Origin of the sequence: Actinomadura soli, from assembly GCF_005889715.1 — a bacterium.
Lineage (GTDB): Bacteria > Actinomycetota > Actinomycetes > Streptosporangiales > Streptosporangiaceae > Spirillospora > Spirillospora soli.
Window position 1 is genome coordinate 24498 of sequence record NZ_VCKW01000004.1, and the last position, 15556, is coordinate 40053.

General features: G+C 71.5%; 18 protein-coding genes. 6 read left to right on the forward strand and 12 right to left on the reverse strand.

The annotated features are described in order from the left end of the window. Positions 1 to 52: 52 nt before the first annotated feature. Positions 53 to 442, reverse strand: coding sequence for a hypothetical protein (locus tag ETD83_RS43460; protein ID WP_205717440.1), 390 nt, complete (start codon positions 440 to 442; stop codon positions 53 to 55). Between ETD83_RS43460 and ETD83_RS01605 the strand changes: the two genes are divergently transcribed. Further along, entirely contained in the window at positions 441 to 980 is a 540-nt protein-coding gene (locus ETD83_RS01605) for an arginase family protein (protein ID WP_230420622.1), read from the forward strand. The genes ETD83_RS43460 and ETD83_RS01605 overlap by 2 nt on opposite strands. Here ETD83_RS01605 and ETD83_RS01610 read toward each other — a convergent pair. From ETD83_RS01610 to ETD83_RS42210, 3 genes are all read right to left on the reverse strand, one after another. Next, on the reverse strand, positions 977 to 2368 hold the full coding sequence (locus ETD83_RS01610) for an alkaline phosphatase PhoX (RefSeq protein WP_138643242.1): 1392 nt from the start codon (positions 2366 to 2368) through the stop codon (positions 977 to 979). The two genes, ETD83_RS01605 and ETD83_RS01610, sit on opposite strands and share 4 nt — an antisense overlap. An 86-nt stretch (positions 2369 to 2454) precedes the next feature. Beyond that, on the reverse strand, positions 2455 to 3339 hold the full coding sequence (locus ETD83_RS01615; protein WP_138643243.1) for a tyrosine-type recombinase/integrase: 885 nt from the start codon (positions 3337 to 3339) through the stop codon (positions 2455 to 2457). A 327-nt stretch (positions 3340 to 3666) separates the two neighbouring features. Continuing rightward, positions 3667 to 3804 (reverse strand): hypothetical protein, encoded by a 138-nt coding sequence (locus ETD83_RS42210; protein WP_171063971.1) that lies wholly within the window; start codon positions 3802 to 3804, stop codon positions 3667 to 3669. Positions 3805 to 3844: 40 nt separating this feature from the next. On the opposite strand from ETD83_RS42210, the gene ETD83_RS01620 reads away from it, so the two are divergent. The 4 genes from ETD83_RS01620 to ETD83_RS01635 all read left to right on the forward strand — a co-directional run bounded on the left by ETD83_RS01620 (position 3845) and on the right by ETD83_RS01635 (position 6721). Continuing rightward, positions 3845 to 4516: a hypothetical protein gene (locus ETD83_RS01620; protein WP_138643244.1), complete on the forward strand. Its 672-nt coding sequence runs from the start codon at positions 3845 to 3847 to the stop codon at positions 4514 to 4516. A gap of 260 nt (positions 4517 to 4776) precedes the next feature. After that, entirely contained in the window at positions 4777 to 5178 is a 402-nt protein-coding gene (locus tag ETD83_RS01625; RefSeq protein WP_138643245.1) for a hypothetical protein, read from the forward strand. 64 nt (positions 5179 to 5242) lie between these two features. Then, a complete protein-coding gene (locus tag ETD83_RS01630; protein ID WP_138643246.1) occupies positions 5243 to 6394 on the forward strand; it encodes a hypothetical protein in 1152 nt (383 codons plus the stop codon). A gap of 24 nt (positions 6395 to 6418) precedes the next feature. Beyond that, entirely contained in the window at positions 6419 to 6721 is a 303-nt protein-coding gene (locus ETD83_RS01635; protein WP_138643247.1) for a hypothetical protein, read from the forward strand. 27 nt (positions 6722 to 6748) lie between these two features. Here the strand turns inward: ETD83_RS01635 and ETD83_RS01640 are convergent, their stop codons facing one another. The 5 genes from ETD83_RS01640 to ETD83_RS01660 form a co-directional block, all read right to left on the reverse strand. Next, on the reverse strand, positions 6749 to 7465 hold the full coding sequence (locus ETD83_RS01640) for an ABC transporter permease (RefSeq protein ID WP_138643248.1): 717 nt from the start codon (positions 7463 to 7465) through the stop codon (positions 6749 to 6751). Next, positions 7462 to 8373 (reverse strand): ABC transporter ATP-binding protein, encoded by a 912-nt coding sequence (locus ETD83_RS01645; RefSeq protein WP_138643249.1) that lies wholly within the window; start codon positions 8371 to 8373, stop codon positions 7462 to 7464. The genes ETD83_RS01640 and ETD83_RS01645 overlap by 4 nt, the downstream gene beginning before the upstream one ends. A 52-nt stretch (positions 8374 to 8425) precedes the next feature. Next, a complete protein-coding gene (locus ETD83_RS01650; RefSeq protein WP_138643250.1) occupies positions 8426 to 9304 on the reverse strand; it encodes an ABC transporter permease in 879 nt (292 codons plus the stop codon). Next, entirely contained in the window at positions 9301 to 10263 is a 963-nt protein-coding gene (locus ETD83_RS01655; protein ID WP_138643251.1) for an ABC transporter ATP-binding protein, read from the reverse strand. Before ETD83_RS01655 ends, ETD83_RS01650 begins: the two co-directional genes overlap by 4 nt. An 86-nt stretch (positions 10264 to 10349) precedes the next feature. Continuing rightward, on the reverse strand, positions 10350 to 11306 hold the full coding sequence (locus ETD83_RS01660) for a DUF389 domain-containing protein (protein ID WP_138643252.1): 957 nt from the start codon (positions 11304 to 11306) through the stop codon (positions 10350 to 10352). A 109-nt stretch (positions 11307 to 11415) separates the two neighbouring features. Here ETD83_RS01660 and ETD83_RS01665 point away from each other — a divergent pair, with 109 nt between their 5' ends. Next, entirely contained in the window at positions 11416 to 12111 is a 696-nt protein-coding gene (locus ETD83_RS01665) for an HNH endonuclease family protein (RefSeq protein ID WP_138643253.1), read from the forward strand. On the opposite strand, the gene glmM is transcribed toward ETD83_RS01665, so the two are convergent. The 3 genes from glmM to rplM form a co-directional block, all read right to left on the reverse strand. Then, complete coding sequence (glmM, locus tag ETD83_RS01670; RefSeq protein ID WP_138643254.1) at positions 12108 to 13451, reverse strand: phosphoglucosamine mutase; 1344 nt, start codon at positions 13449 to 13451, stop codon at positions 12108 to 12110. The genes ETD83_RS01665 and glmM overlap by 4 nt on opposite strands. 376 nt (positions 13452 to 13827) lie before the next feature. After that, positions 13828 to 14331: a 30S ribosomal protein S9 gene (gene rpsI / locus ETD83_RS01675; protein ID WP_171063972.1), complete on the reverse strand. Its 504-nt coding sequence runs from the start codon at positions 14329 to 14331 to the stop codon at positions 13828 to 13830. A gap of 96 nt (positions 14332 to 14427) precedes the next feature. Then, on the reverse strand, positions 14428 to 14880 hold the full coding sequence (rplM, locus tag ETD83_RS01680; RefSeq protein WP_138643255.1) for a 50S ribosomal protein L13: 453 nt from the start codon (positions 14878 to 14880) through the stop codon (positions 14428 to 14430). Between the last annotated feature and the right edge of the window lie 676 nt (positions 14881 to 15556).

The following is a 15556-nucleotide window of genomic DNA, read 5'->3' on the forward strand; positions in this document are numbered from 1 at the left end:
CGCCTTTGCGCTACCGGTACGCCCATCGGGAGGCACCGCCTGCGAACGCTGGTCACCCAGAGGAAGGCACGGCATGGGAGGGCGAGGCGCGGACGAGGACCCCCGGGCCGGGCTGGACGGTGAGAGGGCCGAGCAGCTGGAGGCGGAGCTCACCGACGATCGGTACCGGGAGGAGCTGCGCCGCACGCACCGGCTCGGCCTTCCCCCGGCGGACTCCATCCAGGACAGGGAGCCGGCGTCCACCTTCCAGCGCGGCGAGGTGCCGCACTTCTCCGGCATCAGCACGTTCCTGAAGGCGCCGTACCTGGAGGACGTCACCAAGGTCGGCGAGCACGAGGTCGCCGTGGTGGGCGCGCCGCTCGACACCGGCACCACCTACCGTCCCGGACATCCACTTCGACCGGCACCTGGACACCCAGAAGCGCGACCTCGACGAGCGCATGCACACCACACCCTGGTACTGGGCCGCGCACGAGCACCACTTCGACCTGGGCAACCTCGTGCAGATCGGGATCGGCGGGTGGCAGGTCCCGCGGCCCGGCGTCGCCCCCGTCCGCGACGGCGGCTCGCTGGTGATGACCGTGGAGGACGTCGAGCGCCTCGGTCTGGACAAGACCGCCGACCTCGCCCTGGAGGTCGCCTGGAGCGGCGGCGCCGAAGGCGTGTACCTGTCGTTCGACATCGACGCCGTCGACCCCGGGTTCGCGCCCGGGACGGGCTGGCCGGAGCCCGGCGGCCTCTACCCGCGCGAGCTGCTGAAGCTCGTCCGCCGGTTCGCCGCCGAGGGGCTGCTCGGCATGGAGCTCGTCGAGGTCTCGCCGCCCTACGACCAGTCGGACGTGACGAGCCTGCTCGGCGTGCGGCTGATCTGCGAGGTCCTGGCGTCGTCGGTGGCGGCGGGCAGGCTCGGCCGGGACCGCTCCGGCACGCCGCAGACCGCCCGCGCGGAGCGGCGGGCCGCGGCGCGGGGCGGGCGCTAGCGGCGGTCCCAGGGGCCGGTGACGGCGAAGGTGGTGCCGGGTTCGTAGACGTTGACGAACATGGTCGTCCGGCGGTCGCGGGAGAACGTGACGCCCGCGAACTCGCCCCATTCGGGCTTGCCCTCCCTGCCGATGTTCTGCCTGTTCCGGGCCATCGGATACACCGTGCGGCGGCGGGTCACGCCGTAGACGTGCTGCGCGCCGCCGCCGTCCTCGCACACCATCAGGCCGCCCTCCGGCGCGATGCAGATGTTGTCCGGCGACTCGCCCGGCGCCTCCACATCGGCGTCCGGGCCGAACACGATCACCAGGGTGAGGCGGCGCCGGGACGGCTCGTACGACCACACCTGCCCGAAGTGGTCGGCGCCCGACCCGTCCTTCGTGCGGGCGTAGCTCGACACGAAGTAGACGCGGTCGCCGCCCCAGTAGCAGCCCTCCAGCTTCTGCGCGTGCGTGATGCCGCCGGTGCCGAAGTCCTGGAACCGGATGGGCGTCTCCCTGGCGAGCGGATCGGGCACGGGCAGCCACTCGACGCGCTCGAACACGGTGCCCGGCTTCCGCACCACCGACAGGTCGGGGACGTCGGGGACGCGCAGCGCCTCAAGCCGTCCGCCCGCCCGCAGGCTCCCGGCCCCGCCCTTCGGCTTCTCCGGCAGGAACCGGTAGAACAGCCCGAACGGCTTCTCGAACGCGTCCTCGGTCTCGTACACGGCGCCGTCGCGGGGGTCGACGGCGATGGCCTCGTGCTGGAACCGTCCCATCGCGGTCAGGGGTTCCGGGACGGTCCCGTCCCGCCGGTACGGGTCGACCTCGAAGATGAACCCGTGGTCCTTGGTGTAGCCGCCGGTGCCCGCCTTGTCCTCGGTCTCCTCGCAGGTCAGCCAGGTATGCCAGGGGGTGGGGCCGCCGGCGCAGTTCACCGCCGTCCCGGCGATGGCGACGCGTTCGGTGCGCACCCGTCCGGCGCGGTCGACCTCCAGCGCCGTGCAGCCGCCGAGGGCCCCGGGGTCGTAGGTGAGGCCCTTGGCCGGCGGCACCCGGTGCTCGGCGTCCGGCCGGTTCTCATGGTTGCGGACGAGCCACGTGCCGCCCGCCGGCCTGGGGAACGCCGCCATGCCGTCGCAGTGGCTCGGCACCGGCCCCTCCCCCGACCGCAGCGGCTCGCCCTCGCGGGACAGGACGGTGTACCGGAAGCCGCGCGGCAGGTCCAGCACGCCTTTCGGGTCGGGCACCAGCGGCCCGTACCCGTCGCGGCCGCCGATCGGCACGGCGGCGTCCGCGTCCCCCGCGAACAGTTGCTCGACGGCCCCGCTGAAGGCGATCCCCGCCCCCACCGCGCCCGTCCCGGCCAGGAGCCGACGGCGCGAGACTGACCCCGACGCTGGCACGGCACACTCCCTCCTGCACGATCTTCTGCACGATCGACCCCTCCAGCCCGTTGTAACACGTTCCTTCCGGGCGGGGCCGCCGCCCGTCAGGCGCGGCGGCTCGGTGCACTCCGGGATTTGACGTAGACGGCGAGGCTCCGGATGTTGTCGTGGCCGGACAGGCCCATGAGCATGGGGGCCGTCCAGCCGTCCTCGCCGAGGTGGGTCAGCCGGGAGTGGCGGAGCTGGTGGAGGGTGTAGCCGCGCCCGGCCGGGTCGATCCGCCGCGTCGCCCGCTTGAACAGGTACTCGGCGCGTTCGTAGGAGAGCCTGCCGCGGCCGGTCGCCGGGCACAGGTCGCAGGGCGCGGGCATCCGGGCCGGGGCGGGCCGCCGGTCAGCCAGGAAGAGCGGGCCGCGCGTGCGGTCACCGGTGAGGTCACGGAGCCAGCGGGACGTGACGGCCTGCCAGCGCACCCAGCGGACGGTTCCATCCTTGACGACCCGGCCGCGGTGGTCGGCCAGGTCCAGGTCCTCGACGTTGAGGGAGAGCACCCAGTCCGCGCCGGCCGCGGACTCGTACAGCAGCCGCCAGAGCGTCCGCTCCCGTGGCGGGACGTCGGGGCTGCCGAGCAGGGCCGCGATGCCGTGCCGGTCGATGACACGGGCCCGGCCGCTCGGCTCGGGACGGCGTTCGATGCGGGCGGCCGGGTCGCCCATGTCCCAGCCGCGCCCGGCGGCCCAGGTGGTGAACGACCGGAGCGCGGAGCGGTGCCGGTTCCAGGTCCGGGCGGCGACGCCGTCCCACGCCGCGGTGAACACGGCGGCGACGTGCTCGGCGGTCATCCGGCAGAGCGGGGTGTCGTCGCCGAACTCGCGGCGCAGCCAGCGCATCGTCTGGGCGTAGGACCGGATGGTGTCGACGTCCAGATCCCGGCGGGCCAGGAATTGCTCCGCCGCGGCCCCCAATGGGACCCCGGCAGAAATGATCATGTGTGCGAGCGGGGGCACCGCCGACCTCCGAGCCGTTGATCGAACAAAGATATTCGCGGATCCGGGCGTGGATGTTCATTGCGGTGGTTCCGTCCATTGCGTCCGCCTCCTCGCCGGTTGCCGATGTTTTTTGCTCACTCCGGCGACCACGGTCGCCAGCCTTGAACCGTGCCCCTGCCCACCGCCACGGAAACCTCGACCGCCCAATAATGGCCTTTCAAGATCATCGGAGTCGGCGTCCCGAGTTAAGGCGCGGAATGTGACAGGGAATTGGATGTTCCCTGTCACACGGCGCCGCCACCCGGCCATATTCTTCTGCCATGGGCATTACTTTGCCGTTCCCTGGTTCTCCACAATGGCGCCGATGCGTAGCGTGAGCACCGATCGGCGGCCATGCAATTCGCCGTCCATTTGAAATCGCCACACCACGGCACCGCAGGCGAGCCGATCATCGGAGAGCGTCACAAAGGCGCTCCATCGCCAACCTCAGCAGAAAGGCGAACTCATGGCGAAGTACAGCCTGACCGTCGTCAACAACTCGGAGCTCTCGCAGGGCAACCCGCATTTCGCGGTCATCGCGGAGCTGCCGGAGGCCCGCACCGGCAACGCCCTCAGCACCGCCTGGCTCGGCCAGGTGATCCATCCGGGGAACAGGTACACCTTCACGTGGGACATCACGTGGGGGTTCGCGTGGTCCGCGAGCGGAACGGCCAAGGACTACCAATGGTCGGCGAACGGCGCCATCGAGGCCGATCCGACCTCGGCGTCGAAGTGCGCGGCGACGTTCGACTACACGCACGGGGACTTCCGGCTCGAACACACGACCCAGACCCCCGCGCCCAACCACGACCAGTTGTGGATCTATGACACCGCCGCGATCCCGAAGCCGAGCGACCAGCCGAGCTCGGTCGGCGTCACCCTCAACGGCCTGCCCACCTGCGTGGTCGACGCGGGCCCCAACCTGGAGCACGTCTTCACCCTGCATCCCACCTACTACATCGTCGCCGGCGGCTACCAGCAGAGCCAGATGGTCGACGTGGCCACGCTCACGGAGATCGCGGTCCTCGCCTACGACACGGGCGTCGCTGCGCTGACCGCCACCCTGGACGCCCAGAACCAGTGGCACATCGCGCCCAGCGCCGCGCAGGACGTGGCCGCCGTCAACGCCCAGGCATGACGGGGCCCGGCCGGCCCTCCCACGGTCCCCGGCCGGCCGGCGCCCCCTTCCGTGCCCGGCACCTCCGCGGGACGGCCTGACAGGCGCCGCCCGCGCCCGCCGACTCCCCTTCCGAGGTGCCCGGCACGCCTCCCAGGGCCGCCAGGCCCACCGGTCCGGCACGGGCGGGAACCGGACCGGCGCCTGGCGGCCCCTCCCTCGCTCCCTCCGGAAATCCACCACCGAGCGGAACACGTATCTGGAAGAACAGGAGAAATCCAATGGTGCAATTGCTGCAGGGCCGGCCGCGCATGCTCGACCGGACCAATAGAGGCGTCCGGAGGCAGATCGGCGATCAGGCCAGGGACATCCAGTTCGACGATCTCTGGCGGACGGGCGGAAACGTGGTTCCGCCCGGCGAGCACAATCCCGTCCGCATCGACAACCAGGGCGTCGGATTCGACGTCGTCGACAACGTTGGAAACAGCTATGGACGGGGCCAGCAGATAGCGGCGAAAGGCGGGAACGCGACCTATGCGATCGTCGGCGTCGCGAACAGCCTCAACATTCCGGACGTGGCGCGGGACCGGCAGCGGGTCGACGCGCTCATGGCGGCGGTGCGCAACGCGCTGAAGCTCAGCGCGAGCAGCGATCCCGGATGCGTCTACATCGTCGTGCCGTAGCCCGGGAGAAACGCCGCCCATTTTCCGCTGCACCTATGAATTTTCTTGCTGAAGGAGTTTGGACATGAACGCCAATGATTCGAATGGACGGAACTTCGTCGCCCCTCCGGACGGCGCGGGACGCGGGGCGGCGGCCGGCCCCCGGGTCCACTTCCCGCCCCCGGCCGCGGCCGCGTCCGGAGCGGCGGCGGTCTCCGGCGCGGTCCTGGACGTCCGGGACGAGATCGGCGCGGCCATCCAGCGCCAGGTCGCGGACCAGGCCGTCTCCCCGTACGCGCAGACGTTCGAGGGTTCCGGGAACGTCCAGGGCGTGGCGATCGGGCTGGGCGACGCCGTCGGCGGCACCGGCACAGGCACCGGTGGCGGCACCGTGCCCGGGGCGCCGGTCCTCACCGTGTACGTCGCGGAACAGGCCGCCGCCGACGAGGTGCGGGCGGCTGTCGTCGACGGCCTGGACGTCCGCGCCGCGGCCGACCTGCCGATGCGGGTCGTCACGAGCGGGGTCATCGACGCGCTGTCGAACCGGGCGCGGGTGCGGCCCGCGCCCGGCGGGTTCTCGATCGGGCACTACCGGGTGACGGCCGGGACGCTCGGCTGCCTGGCGACCGGCCGCGAGCAGACCCGCGACGACATGCTCCTCTGCCTGAGCAACAACCACGTCATCGCCGACACCAACCGCGGCGCGGCCGGGGACTGCATCTGCCAGCCGGGGCCCGCCGACTGCGGGACCTGCCCGGACGACCAGATCGCCGCGCTCGAACGGTTCGTCCCGCTCGACTTCACCGGCGGCGTGAACCTCGTCGACTGCGCCACCGGCTGGTGCTGGCCCGATCTCGTCCGGCCCGAGATCGGCTACCAGACCAGCGAGGGCGTCTTTCTCTTCCGCATCGGGTCGGAGATCGAGACGCCGGCGCTCGGCATGGTCGTCGGGAAGTCCGGCCGGACCACGCAGCTCACAAAGGGCCTGGTCACGGGCGTGCGCTGGTCCGGTAAGGTGAACTACGGGGACGCCGGGCAGGCGTTCTTCGCCGACCAGGTCGCCATCGAGAGCCTCGGCGACGGGCCGTTCAGCGCGGGCGGCGACTCCGGGTCCTGCGTCTGGACCTGGGACGACCAGGAGCCCGTCGGGCTGCTGTTCGCCGGCTCACCGGCCCTCACGCTCGCCAACCCGATGGCCCTCGTCGCGTACGCGCTGGACATCGACCTCGTCACCTGAGCACCGGGCCCGGGGGGAGAGCCCATGAAGGATCGAGAACCGCGCAGGTTCCGCAGCCCGCAGGGCTCCCCACCGGCGACGGCGGCGGTGCCGTTCGACCCGCCGCCGTCCGCCCCGGCCTCCCCCGTCGACGACGCGATCTCCCGGCATCGGGCGCGGATCCTCGCGATCGACGGTGTCACGGCGCTCGACCACGCCCGCCGCGAGGACGGGACGGACGTCATCCGCGTCCACGTCACGAGCGAGCCCGCGGCGCGGAACGTCCCCGAGGAGCTGGACGGCCACCCCGTGGTCACCGTCGTCACGGGGACCTACGAGGCGTACTGACCGTCCGGCCTCGTTTCCAGCCGGTCCCTAGTCGGCGCTGGCGACCGTGAGGGAGCGGAGGCGGAAGGCCGCCAGGAACGTCGCCACGGCCGTGACCGCCGCCAGCAGCGAGATCGCCACGGTCAGGTTGACGGTCGACTCGACCGGAGACGCGCTGGTGAGCGCGTCCGTGACCGACAGCGACCACTGCTGGATGGACGCCGACTTGGCGCCCGGCGCGAAGCTGCCGAGCAGCGACTCCCACACCAGCGCGTACAGGAGTCCGATCGTGGCGGCGTTGCGGCTGGCGACCCCGAGCGCGACGAACACCGCGCTGTAGGCGACGCCGCCGACCAGGACGCCGACGGTGAACGCGGGCGTGACCTCCGCGGTCGTGCCGACCAGCACCAGCCCGGCGAGCAGCGTCGGGACGACCGCGAACACCGTCACCAGGATGATCGCGACGGCCAGCTTGGTCAGCACGATCACCTCGCGCGGGATCGGCTTCGTCAGCACGTACATGATCTGGCCGTCGTCGATCTCCGGCCCGATCACGCCCGTGCCGGCGATCAGCGCGAGCAGCGGCAGCAGCGTCGCGAGACCGAACTGCTGCAGGACGTTCGAGGAGACGTCCAGGTCGTTGTTGCCGGTCGCGCGCAGGATGGCCGCCAGGACGAGCAGGATCAGCGGCAGTCCCAGCAGGAGCAGCGCACGCTTGCGGCCGAGCATCGACCGGAACGTGATCATCGCGATCGTGGAGTTCATCGGGCCACCAGGTAGGAGAAGACGCTTTCCAGGGACTCGTCCGCCGGGGAGACCTCCCACAGCCGCACGTCGGCGTCGCGGGAGACCTGCGGCAGCAGCCAGGTGAAGCGCTGGAAGTCGACGGCCTCGATCTGCAGGCCCTTCTCGGTGAGCTGGACGCTGCGGGCCGAGCCGTCCGCGATGAGCGCGGCGGCGAGCCGCCGGTCGTCGGACGAGCGGACGAGGAAGATGTGCGGCCGGTCGGTCATCAGCCGCCGGATCTTGCGGAAGTCGCCGGACGCGGCGTGCCGCCCCGCGACGATCACCTCGATATGGGTGGCGAGCCGCTCGACCTCCTCCAGGATGTGGGAGGAGAACAGGATCGTGCGGCCCTCGTCGGCCATCCGGCGGATGAGGTCCATGAGCTGGAGCCGCTGCCGCGGGTCCATGCCGTTGAACGGCTCGTCCAGCAGCAGGACGGGCGGGTCGTGCACCAGCGCGGACGCCATCTTGATCCGCTGCTTCATGCCCTTGGAGTAGTTGCCGATCTGCCGGTCGGCGGCGTAGTCCATCTCGACCAGGCCGATGGCGCGGCGCGCGGCGGCGGCCGGGTCGGGCAGCTTGTGCAGCTTCGCCATCGCGCCGATGAACTGCTCGCCGGTGAGGAAGTCGTAGGCCGCCTCCCGCTCCGGGACGAGGCCGAGATGGCGGTAGACGTCCGGGTTCTGCCAGAGCGGCGTCCCGTCCAGCGTGACGGACCCGGACGACGCCTGGAGGAACCCGCCCATCATGTGGATGAGCGTCGACTTCCCCGCGCCGTTCGGCCCGAGGAGCCCCGTGACGCCCGGCCCGACCTTCATCGACACGCCGTTGACGGCGACGACGTTGCCGTACCAGCGAGACACCTTGTCGAGAATCAGCTCAGTCATGCTGTGCTCCCTCGTGGGGGGACGACCCCCCACACCCCCCGGTTCGCTCCGCTCATGACAAACCCGCCTTCCGGAACCGGCGGTAGAGGACCGCGATCGAGCCAAGGACGAGGACGGCGCACACCGCCAGCGCGACCACGCCGCCGGTGATGCCGGGCGCGATGCCCGGCGACGCCGAGTCGGCGCCGAGCAGCCGGACCTCGACGATGTCGACCAGGTTGAACGGCGCCAGCAGCCCTATCCAGCCCTGGAGGGTGAAGTTCGTCTCCGCCTCGGCGATGCCCTGGACGGCGCCCGCGACGGCGGTGGGGACCATGTAGGCGGCGATGACCGCGGCGACGCCGAAGCCGCGCCGCGGCGTGAACGCCGCGACCACCATCCCGATCGCGGCGAGGACGAGCGCGTACAGCACGCAGCCGACGAGCGCGCCGAGGTACCTCAGGAGCTGCTCCCCCGAGTCGGGCGCCTTGGCGACCAGGCCGCCGACGTACAGGACGGTGACGGGCACCGCCATCAGCGCGAACAGCGCGGTCACCATCGCCCCGCCCTTGGCCAGGACGAAGTCGAGATGGCCGACCGGACGGGAGAAGTACAGCGGGATGACGTGGAAGCGCACCTCCCGCGAGGCCAGCACCGGCGCCTGCGTGGCCAGGAAGATCGCCACGATGACCTGCATCAGGTCCGCGTACTCGGAGTACGGGATCAGCGCGTCCTTCTCGTTGGTGAACGCGAACGCCGCGACCGACCCGGCGGCCGGCAGCAGCATGAGCGCGCCCAGCACGAACGGCATGATCTTCGCTCGCACGGGGCGGCCGAGGCCGAACGCCGCGCGCAGGTTGTGGACGTACAGGGACCGCAGCACGTAGGAGCGGCCGTTGCGGCGCCCGTCGTAGTGCCGGTACCCGATGTCGTGGATCGTGCTCGTGCTCACCGGGACACCTCCTGCGGCACGGTTCCGGCGGCCGGCGGCACACCCGGCGGCCCCGGCGGCTCGGGCCCGGTCTGGAAGACCTCCTCGATGTGGTGGCGGCGCTGCTCCATCCGGATCAGCCGCAGCCCGAGGTCGGCGACGCCGTCGCGGATCAGGTCGTAGGTCGTCTCGCCGGCGATGTCGACGACGAGGAACCGGCCCTCCGGGTGGACGGTGGCGCCCTGCTCGTGCAGGTGCTGCCCGAGCCGGTCGCGTCCCTCGTCCACCTCGACCGTCAGGACGCCGCTCGCGGTCGTGTACGCCTCGACGGCCTGGGAGCGCAGCAGCTTCCCGCCGTCGATGATGACCACATGGTCACAGACCCGCTCAAGCTCGCCCAGCAGGTGGGACGTGACGAGGACGCTGATCCCGAACTCGGCGCCGATCCGGCGGATGAGGTCGAGCATCTCGTCGCGTCCGGCCGGGTCGAGGCCGTTGGTGGGCTCGTCCAGGAAGACGAGCTTCGGGTCGTGGACGAGGGCCTGCGCGAGCTTCACCCGCTGGCGCATCCCGGTGGAGTAGCCGCCGATGGGGCGGTAGCGCTCCTCGTACAGGCCGACGTGCCGGAGCGTGTCGGCGGCGCGTTCGCGGGCCGCGGTCGGCGGCAGCCCGCACATTCTGGCCATGTGGACGACGAACTCGGTCGCGGACACGTCGGGCGGCAGGCACTCGTACTCGGGCATGAACCCGACGCTCTCGCGGATCCGCAGGCCCTCGCGCGCGATGTCGAGGCCGAGCACGGTCGCGGTCCCGGAGGTCGGGGGCAGCAGCCCGAGCAGGATCTTGATGAGCGTCGACTTGCCGGCGCCGTTGGCGCCGACCAGCCCGACGACGCCCGGCTCGACGGCCACGGAGAGGTCGTCCAGGGCGGTCACCCGGGGGAACCTCATCGTCAGGCCCTGGGTGGCGATGATCGGCATGGCTACGAACCTAGTGGCTGGCGGGTCGCGTCACGTCAGCCTAAAGAGCGATGTGCGTCAGCCTTTCGGCCAAACTCCGGATCGACCTAAGTTCGTCCGCGGGCGGCCTTTCTGTCCTGCCCGCGCAGGACGGCGGCCCACAGCGCCCGCTGGACGAGCAGCGTCAGCGCCCCCGCGATGATCATGCCGGCGAAGTTGACGGCGAGCTGCAGCAGCGAACCGGTGATCTCGCTGCCGTGCCGCAGCGCCATCGCGACCGCGAGGTTCCCGGCGGCGGGCACGGTGGTGACGGAGATGAACACCCCGACCAGCGCCGACGACTTGCCCGCCGTGAGCGACAGCACCCCGGCCGCCCCGGCGAGCAGCGCGACGATGAAGGACCAGCGGTCCGGGCTGTAGATGAACGCGGTGAGCGGGCGCTCGTCGGGCAGCCGGTCCAGCTCGATCACGCCGATCCACCGGCTGACCAGCGCGCAGACATAGGTGATCACGATCGCGACGGCGAACCCGACGGCCAGCGCCCGCACCGCGTGCGCGATCCGCCACGGCTGGAACCGGACGATCCCGTAGCAGATCGCCGCGACGGCGGCGAACTCCGGCCCGAGCACCATCGCGCCGACCACCAGGATCGGCGAGTCGATCAGCGCCGCGATCCCGGCCAGCTGCGTCGCGAGCGCGAGGAACGCGACGAACGACCAGGTGAGGGCCGTCCCCTCGCTGACCTGCCGGTCGAGTTCCTCCCAGACGACGGCGTCGTCGCCGTGGCCGGGGGCACGTTCCATCGCCTCCTCGGCCTTGTCCGAGAGCGTCAGGTCGACCTTGTCGAGCGCGATGGACCCGTCCCGGTCGACGCCGAGGGCGCGCAGCGCGTCCAGGATCTCGTTGGCGGACTCGCGGGCGATGTCGCTGGTCACCAGGTCGCCGCGCGGGGACCTGGCGGCGCCGGGGAGGACGACGACGTTGGTGGCTCCGGCGCAGTCCGCCAGCGCCTCGCAGACCGCGTCGGTCCGGTCGGCCGGGACGATCGCTCTGAGATGCAGCACAGGCACATGCTGCCGTAAATCCCGGACCCGGCGTCACCGGGGGCGGCAACCCGTACGGTTTGATCGCCCCTTATGGGTAAAAACGAGGAAAAACCAGGATGGTGAGGTCATGACGCGGGTGGCCGGACGGACGGCACTGGCGTGCCTCGCGCTCGCCGTGCCACTGGCGACAACGGCCTGCGACGCCGAGGTCGGCCTCTCGGAGCCCGGCTCGTCGTCGACGTCGTCGAGCGGCGGCCGACCCGGGTCCGGGCCCGGCTCGGGCGACGAGGCACGGGCCCGCCGAGACCTGTCCGGGCTGCGGGTCGCGGCCGAGCGCGACGGCGGCGGCTACGAGCGCGGCAAGTTCGGGACGCGCTGGAAGGACGTCGACCGCAACGGCTGCGACCAGCGCAACGACGTCCTCGCCCGCGACCTGACGGCGGTCGAGAGGAAGGGCCGGTGCGTCGTCCTGTCCGGCCGCCTCAGCGACCCCTACAGCGGCAAGGAGATCGCGTTCGCCAAGCGGGACGCGGCCGAGGTGCAGATCGATCACGTCTACCCGCTCGCGCTCGCCTGGCGGATGGGCGCGTCCCGCTGGAGCGAGGACCGGCGCGAGCGGTTCGCCAACGACCACGGCAACCTGCTGGCCGTGTGGGGCGTCCCGAACCGGCAGAAGAGCGACTCCGGACCCGGCGAATGGAAGCCGCGGAAGGCGTTCCAGTGCACCTACGGCGTCACCTACATCGCCGTCGCGAAGGAATACTCACTCCCCATAACCCGCGCCGACCACGACGCCCTCCAGACCTTCCTCGGAAGGTGCTAGCCCAGCGTGGTCTTGACCACGCCCGCCAAGTGCTCGGCGACGGACTGGGCCTGGGACTCCGACGCCGCCTCCACCATCACGCGGACCATCGGCTCGGTGCCGCTCGGCCGGATCAGGACGCGTCCGGTCTCACCGAGGTCGGCCTCCGCGGCCGCGACGGCCGTGGCCAGCTCCGGGGACGTCTTCGCGCGGTTCTTGTCGACGTCCTTGACGTTGATGAGCACCTGCGGCAGCCGCGTCATCACCTTCGTCAGCTCGTCCAGGGGCCGGCCGCGGCGGATCATCGCGGCGAGCAGGTGCAGGCCCGTCAGCACACCGTCGCCGGTCGTCGCGTGATCCAGCATGATCACGTGGCCGGACTGCTCGCCGCCGAAGCCGAACCCGCCCTCCTTCATCGCCTCCAGGACGTACCGGTCCCCGACCGCGGTCTCCACCACGGTGATCCCGGCCTCGCGCATCGCGAGCTTGAACCCGAGGTTCGACATCACGGTCGCGACGACGGTGTCGGCGGCGAGGGCGCCCGCCTCCCGCAGGTCCAGCGCCAGGATCGCCATGATCTGGTCGCCGTCCACGATCTCGCCGGACGCGGTCACGGCGAGGCAGCGGTCGGCGTCGCCGTCGTTGGCGATGCCCACGTCCGCGCCGTGCTCCCGGACGGCCTGCTGCAGCGCCTCCAGGTGCGTGGAACCGCAGCCCGAGTTGATGTTCAGCCCGTCCGGCGCCGTCCCGATCGTGATCACTTCGGCGCCGGCGCGGCGCAGCGCCTCGGGTGCCACGTCGCTGGACGCGCCGTTCGCGCAGTCGACCACGACGCGCAGGCCGTCCAGCGACACCGGGACGGTCGACAGCAGGTGCGCGACGTACTGCTCGACCGCGCCGTGCGCCTCGCGGACGCGCCCGACCCCGGCGCCCGTCGGCGGGTCCCAGACCTCGCCGAGCCGCGCCTCGATGCGGTCTTCGAGCTCGTCGGGGAGCTTGTGGCCGCTGCGGTCGAAGAACTTGATCCCGTTGTCCGGTGCCGGGTTGTGCGACGCCGACAGCATCACGCCGAGGTCGGCGTCCAGCTGGTGCGTCAGGTGCGCGACGGCGGGCGTCGGCAGGACACCGAGGCGCAGCACGTCCACGCCGGAGCTCGCGAGGCCCGCCACGACGGCCGCCTCCAGGAACTCGCCGGACGCCCGCGGATCGCGCCCGACCACCGCCAGTGGCCGATGCCCCTTGAACTCGCCCTGCTCGCCCAGCACCCGCGCCGCCGCGACGGACAGGTCCATGACGAGCGGGGCGGTCAGATCGCGGTTGGCGAGCCCACGCACACCGTCAGTCCCGAAAAGACGAGCCACAGTTCAACTCCCGAAAAGACGAAAGACCGCGCGGACGGGAGCCCGGGGCTCGCGCCCCGGCCCGCTCCGCGCGGTCAAATCTAGTGGTCACCGCCCCTGCGAACCCCCAACAACCGGCGTAGACCGTCCACAGCAGCGTCTGGACGCCCCAGACCCCACCCCTCGGACAAGACCTGAGCCGGGGCCACGGGTCGTGCGGCCGGAGGGCGCCCGGCGCCCGGAGGTCGCACGGCCCGACGACGCAGGCGACCGCAGCGACGCCACGCACGCCCGCAACGGGTACGACAGACCGCAACGGCGGCGTGAGGATCGCCTGCGTCGCAACGGGGGTTCCAGGGGGTCGCCCCCCTGGGTAGACACAGCCCCCTGGGCAAACTCAGCGCTTGCTGTACTGCGGGGCCTTGCGGGCCTTCTTGAGACCGGCCTTCTTGCGCTCCGGCACCCGCGCGTCACGGGTGAGGAAGCCGGCCTTCTTCAGCGCCGGACGGTGCTCGATGTTGCCGAACTGCAGCGCGCGGGAGATGCCGAGGCGCAGCGCGCCGGCCTGCCCGGTGGTGCCGCCGCCGTTCACGCGCGCGAGCACGTCGAACTGGCCCTCCAGGCCCAGCAGCACGAACGGCTCGTTCACGATCTGCTGGTGGACCTTGTTCGGGAAGTACTGGTCCAGGGTGCGGCCGTTGATCTTCCACTGGCCGCTGCCGGGGACGATGCGGACCCGCGCGATGGCCTGCTTGCGGCGGCCGGTGCCGGCCGCGGGGCCCGTCGCGATGGGCTGGCCGAGCAGGCTCTCGCCCGCGGCCTCGGGGGTCTCGGTGCTGTACTCGGACGGCGCGTCCTCGTACGAGTCGGCCTCGGCGGCCGGCTCGGTGATCTCGTCCACGGTTCTCCTTGGGTGTTCTAGCCAGGGCGGCGGGCCCGTGTCACGGGTGCCCCGGCGGCCGCTTCTCCGGATGCGCACGCGTCGCGTGCGCGGGTGTCACTTCTTGATCTGGCTGATCTGGGTGATCTCGAACGGGACCGGCTTCTGCGCCTGGTGCGGGTGGTCCGGCCCGGCGTAGACCTTCACCTTGCCGAACATCTTCCGGCCGAGGGTGTTCTTGGGCAGCATGCCCTTGATCGCCTTCTCGACGGCCCGCTCGGGGTGCTTGGCCAGCAGGTCGGCGTAGGTCACCGAGCGCAGGCCGCCCGGGTAACCGGAGTGCCGGTAGGCGCGCTTCTGCTCCAGCTTGTTGCCGGACAGCGCCACCTTCTCGGCGTTCACGATGACGACGAAGTCACCGGTGTCGAGGTGCGGCGCGTAGATCGGCTTGTGCTTACCCCGGAGCAGCTGCGCGACCTGACTGGCGAGACGGCCCAGGACGACATCGGTCGCGTCGATGACGTACCACTGACGCTGGACGTCAGCGGGCTTAGGGGTGTACGTGCGCACGGTCGTAGGCCTTCGTTTCTCGTCGACTTACAGGCGGTTTCGATCCTCGCCCGCCCTCACGGGCGAGCGCCGTCAGCGGAATCCTGCTCGCGCCGATCAGAGGATCGTCCGACCTGGCGCTCCGGGATGCCGGGGCCCGGACCGGCGTTCACGTCACCTGACGCGAGCGCTCCTGGGGCACACCGGCACGTCGTCGCGTCGTCTCCAGCCCGCCGTCGGCGGGCACGACGCACACAACAAACAGGCAGGATACTCGTCCGCGCGCCCAAGGGTCAAAACGGCCCGCGTCCTGGGGGCTCAGAGCGGTTCCAGGGTCCGCCCCATCGCCCCGAGGGGGAACGGTCAGCGGCGGACAAGTTACGCCTAGTAGTTGAATTGATCTTTTTTGGTCGATCTTCGTAACGGGGGGTGAATAACGGGATATCGTGCCGGGCGACCGGTCCACGCCGGCTACCCGCCGGCCCGCACCCGGGAGCCCCCGCTGTCCACTCCCCGCAGACCAGGCGATCCCGCCGGACGCCGCCAGCCCGGAAACATCGGGCCGTCCGGCGCCGCATCCCATGACGCCACCCCGCGCCGCACCCCTCCTTACGGCGACGAACTCGTCGCAGGCGGCCGCCGGCGCGGCGCGTCCCGCAAAAGCCCCTCATCCAGCGCCCGTCGCCCGAAGGACGAG

Bases quoted from the DNA above. Each gene is read 5' to 3' on its own strand.
- ETD83_RS01605 (WP_230420622.1), top strand. From the start codon at position 441: ATGCACACCACACCCTGGTACTGGGCCGCGCACGAGCACCACTTCGAC.
- ETD83_RS43460 (WP_205717440.1), bottom strand. From the start codon at position 442: ATGCGCTCGTCGAGGTCGCGCTTCTGGGTGTCCAGGTGCCGGTCGAAG.
- ETD83_RS01615 (WP_138643243.1), bottom strand. From the start codon at position 3,339: ATGATCATTTCTGCCGGGGTCCCATTGGGGGCCGCGGCGGAGCAATTC.
- ETD83_RS01620 (WP_138643244.1), top strand. From the start codon at position 3,845: ATGGCGAAGTACAGCCTGACCGTCGTCAACAACTCGGAGCTCTCGCAG.
- ETD83_RS01625 (WP_138643245.1), top strand. From the start codon at position 4,777: ATGGTGCAATTGCTGCAGGGCCGGCCGCGCATGCTCGACCGGACCAAT.
- ETD83_RS01630 (WP_138643246.1), top strand. From the start codon at position 5,243: ATGAACGCCAATGATTCGAATGGACGGAACTTCGTCGCCCCTCCGGAC.
- ETD83_RS01635 (WP_138643247.1), top strand. From the start codon at position 6,419: ATGAAGGATCGAGAACCGCGCAGGTTCCGCAGCCCGCAGGGCTCCCCA.
- ETD83_RS01640 (WP_138643248.1), bottom strand. From the start codon at position 7,465: ATGAACTCCACGATCGCGATGATCACGTTCCGGTCGATGCTCGGCCGC.
- ETD83_RS01645 (WP_138643249.1), bottom strand. From the start codon at position 8,373: ATGACTGAGCTGATTCTCGACAAGGTGTCTCGCTGGTACGGCAACGTC.
- ETD83_RS01655 (WP_138643251.1), bottom strand. From the start codon at position 10,263: ATGCCGATCATCGCCACCCAGGGCCTGACGATGAGGTTCCCCCGGGTG.
- ETD83_RS01665 (WP_138643253.1), top strand. From the start codon at position 11,416: ATGACGCGGGTGGCCGGACGGACGGCACTGGCGTGCCTCGCGCTCGCC.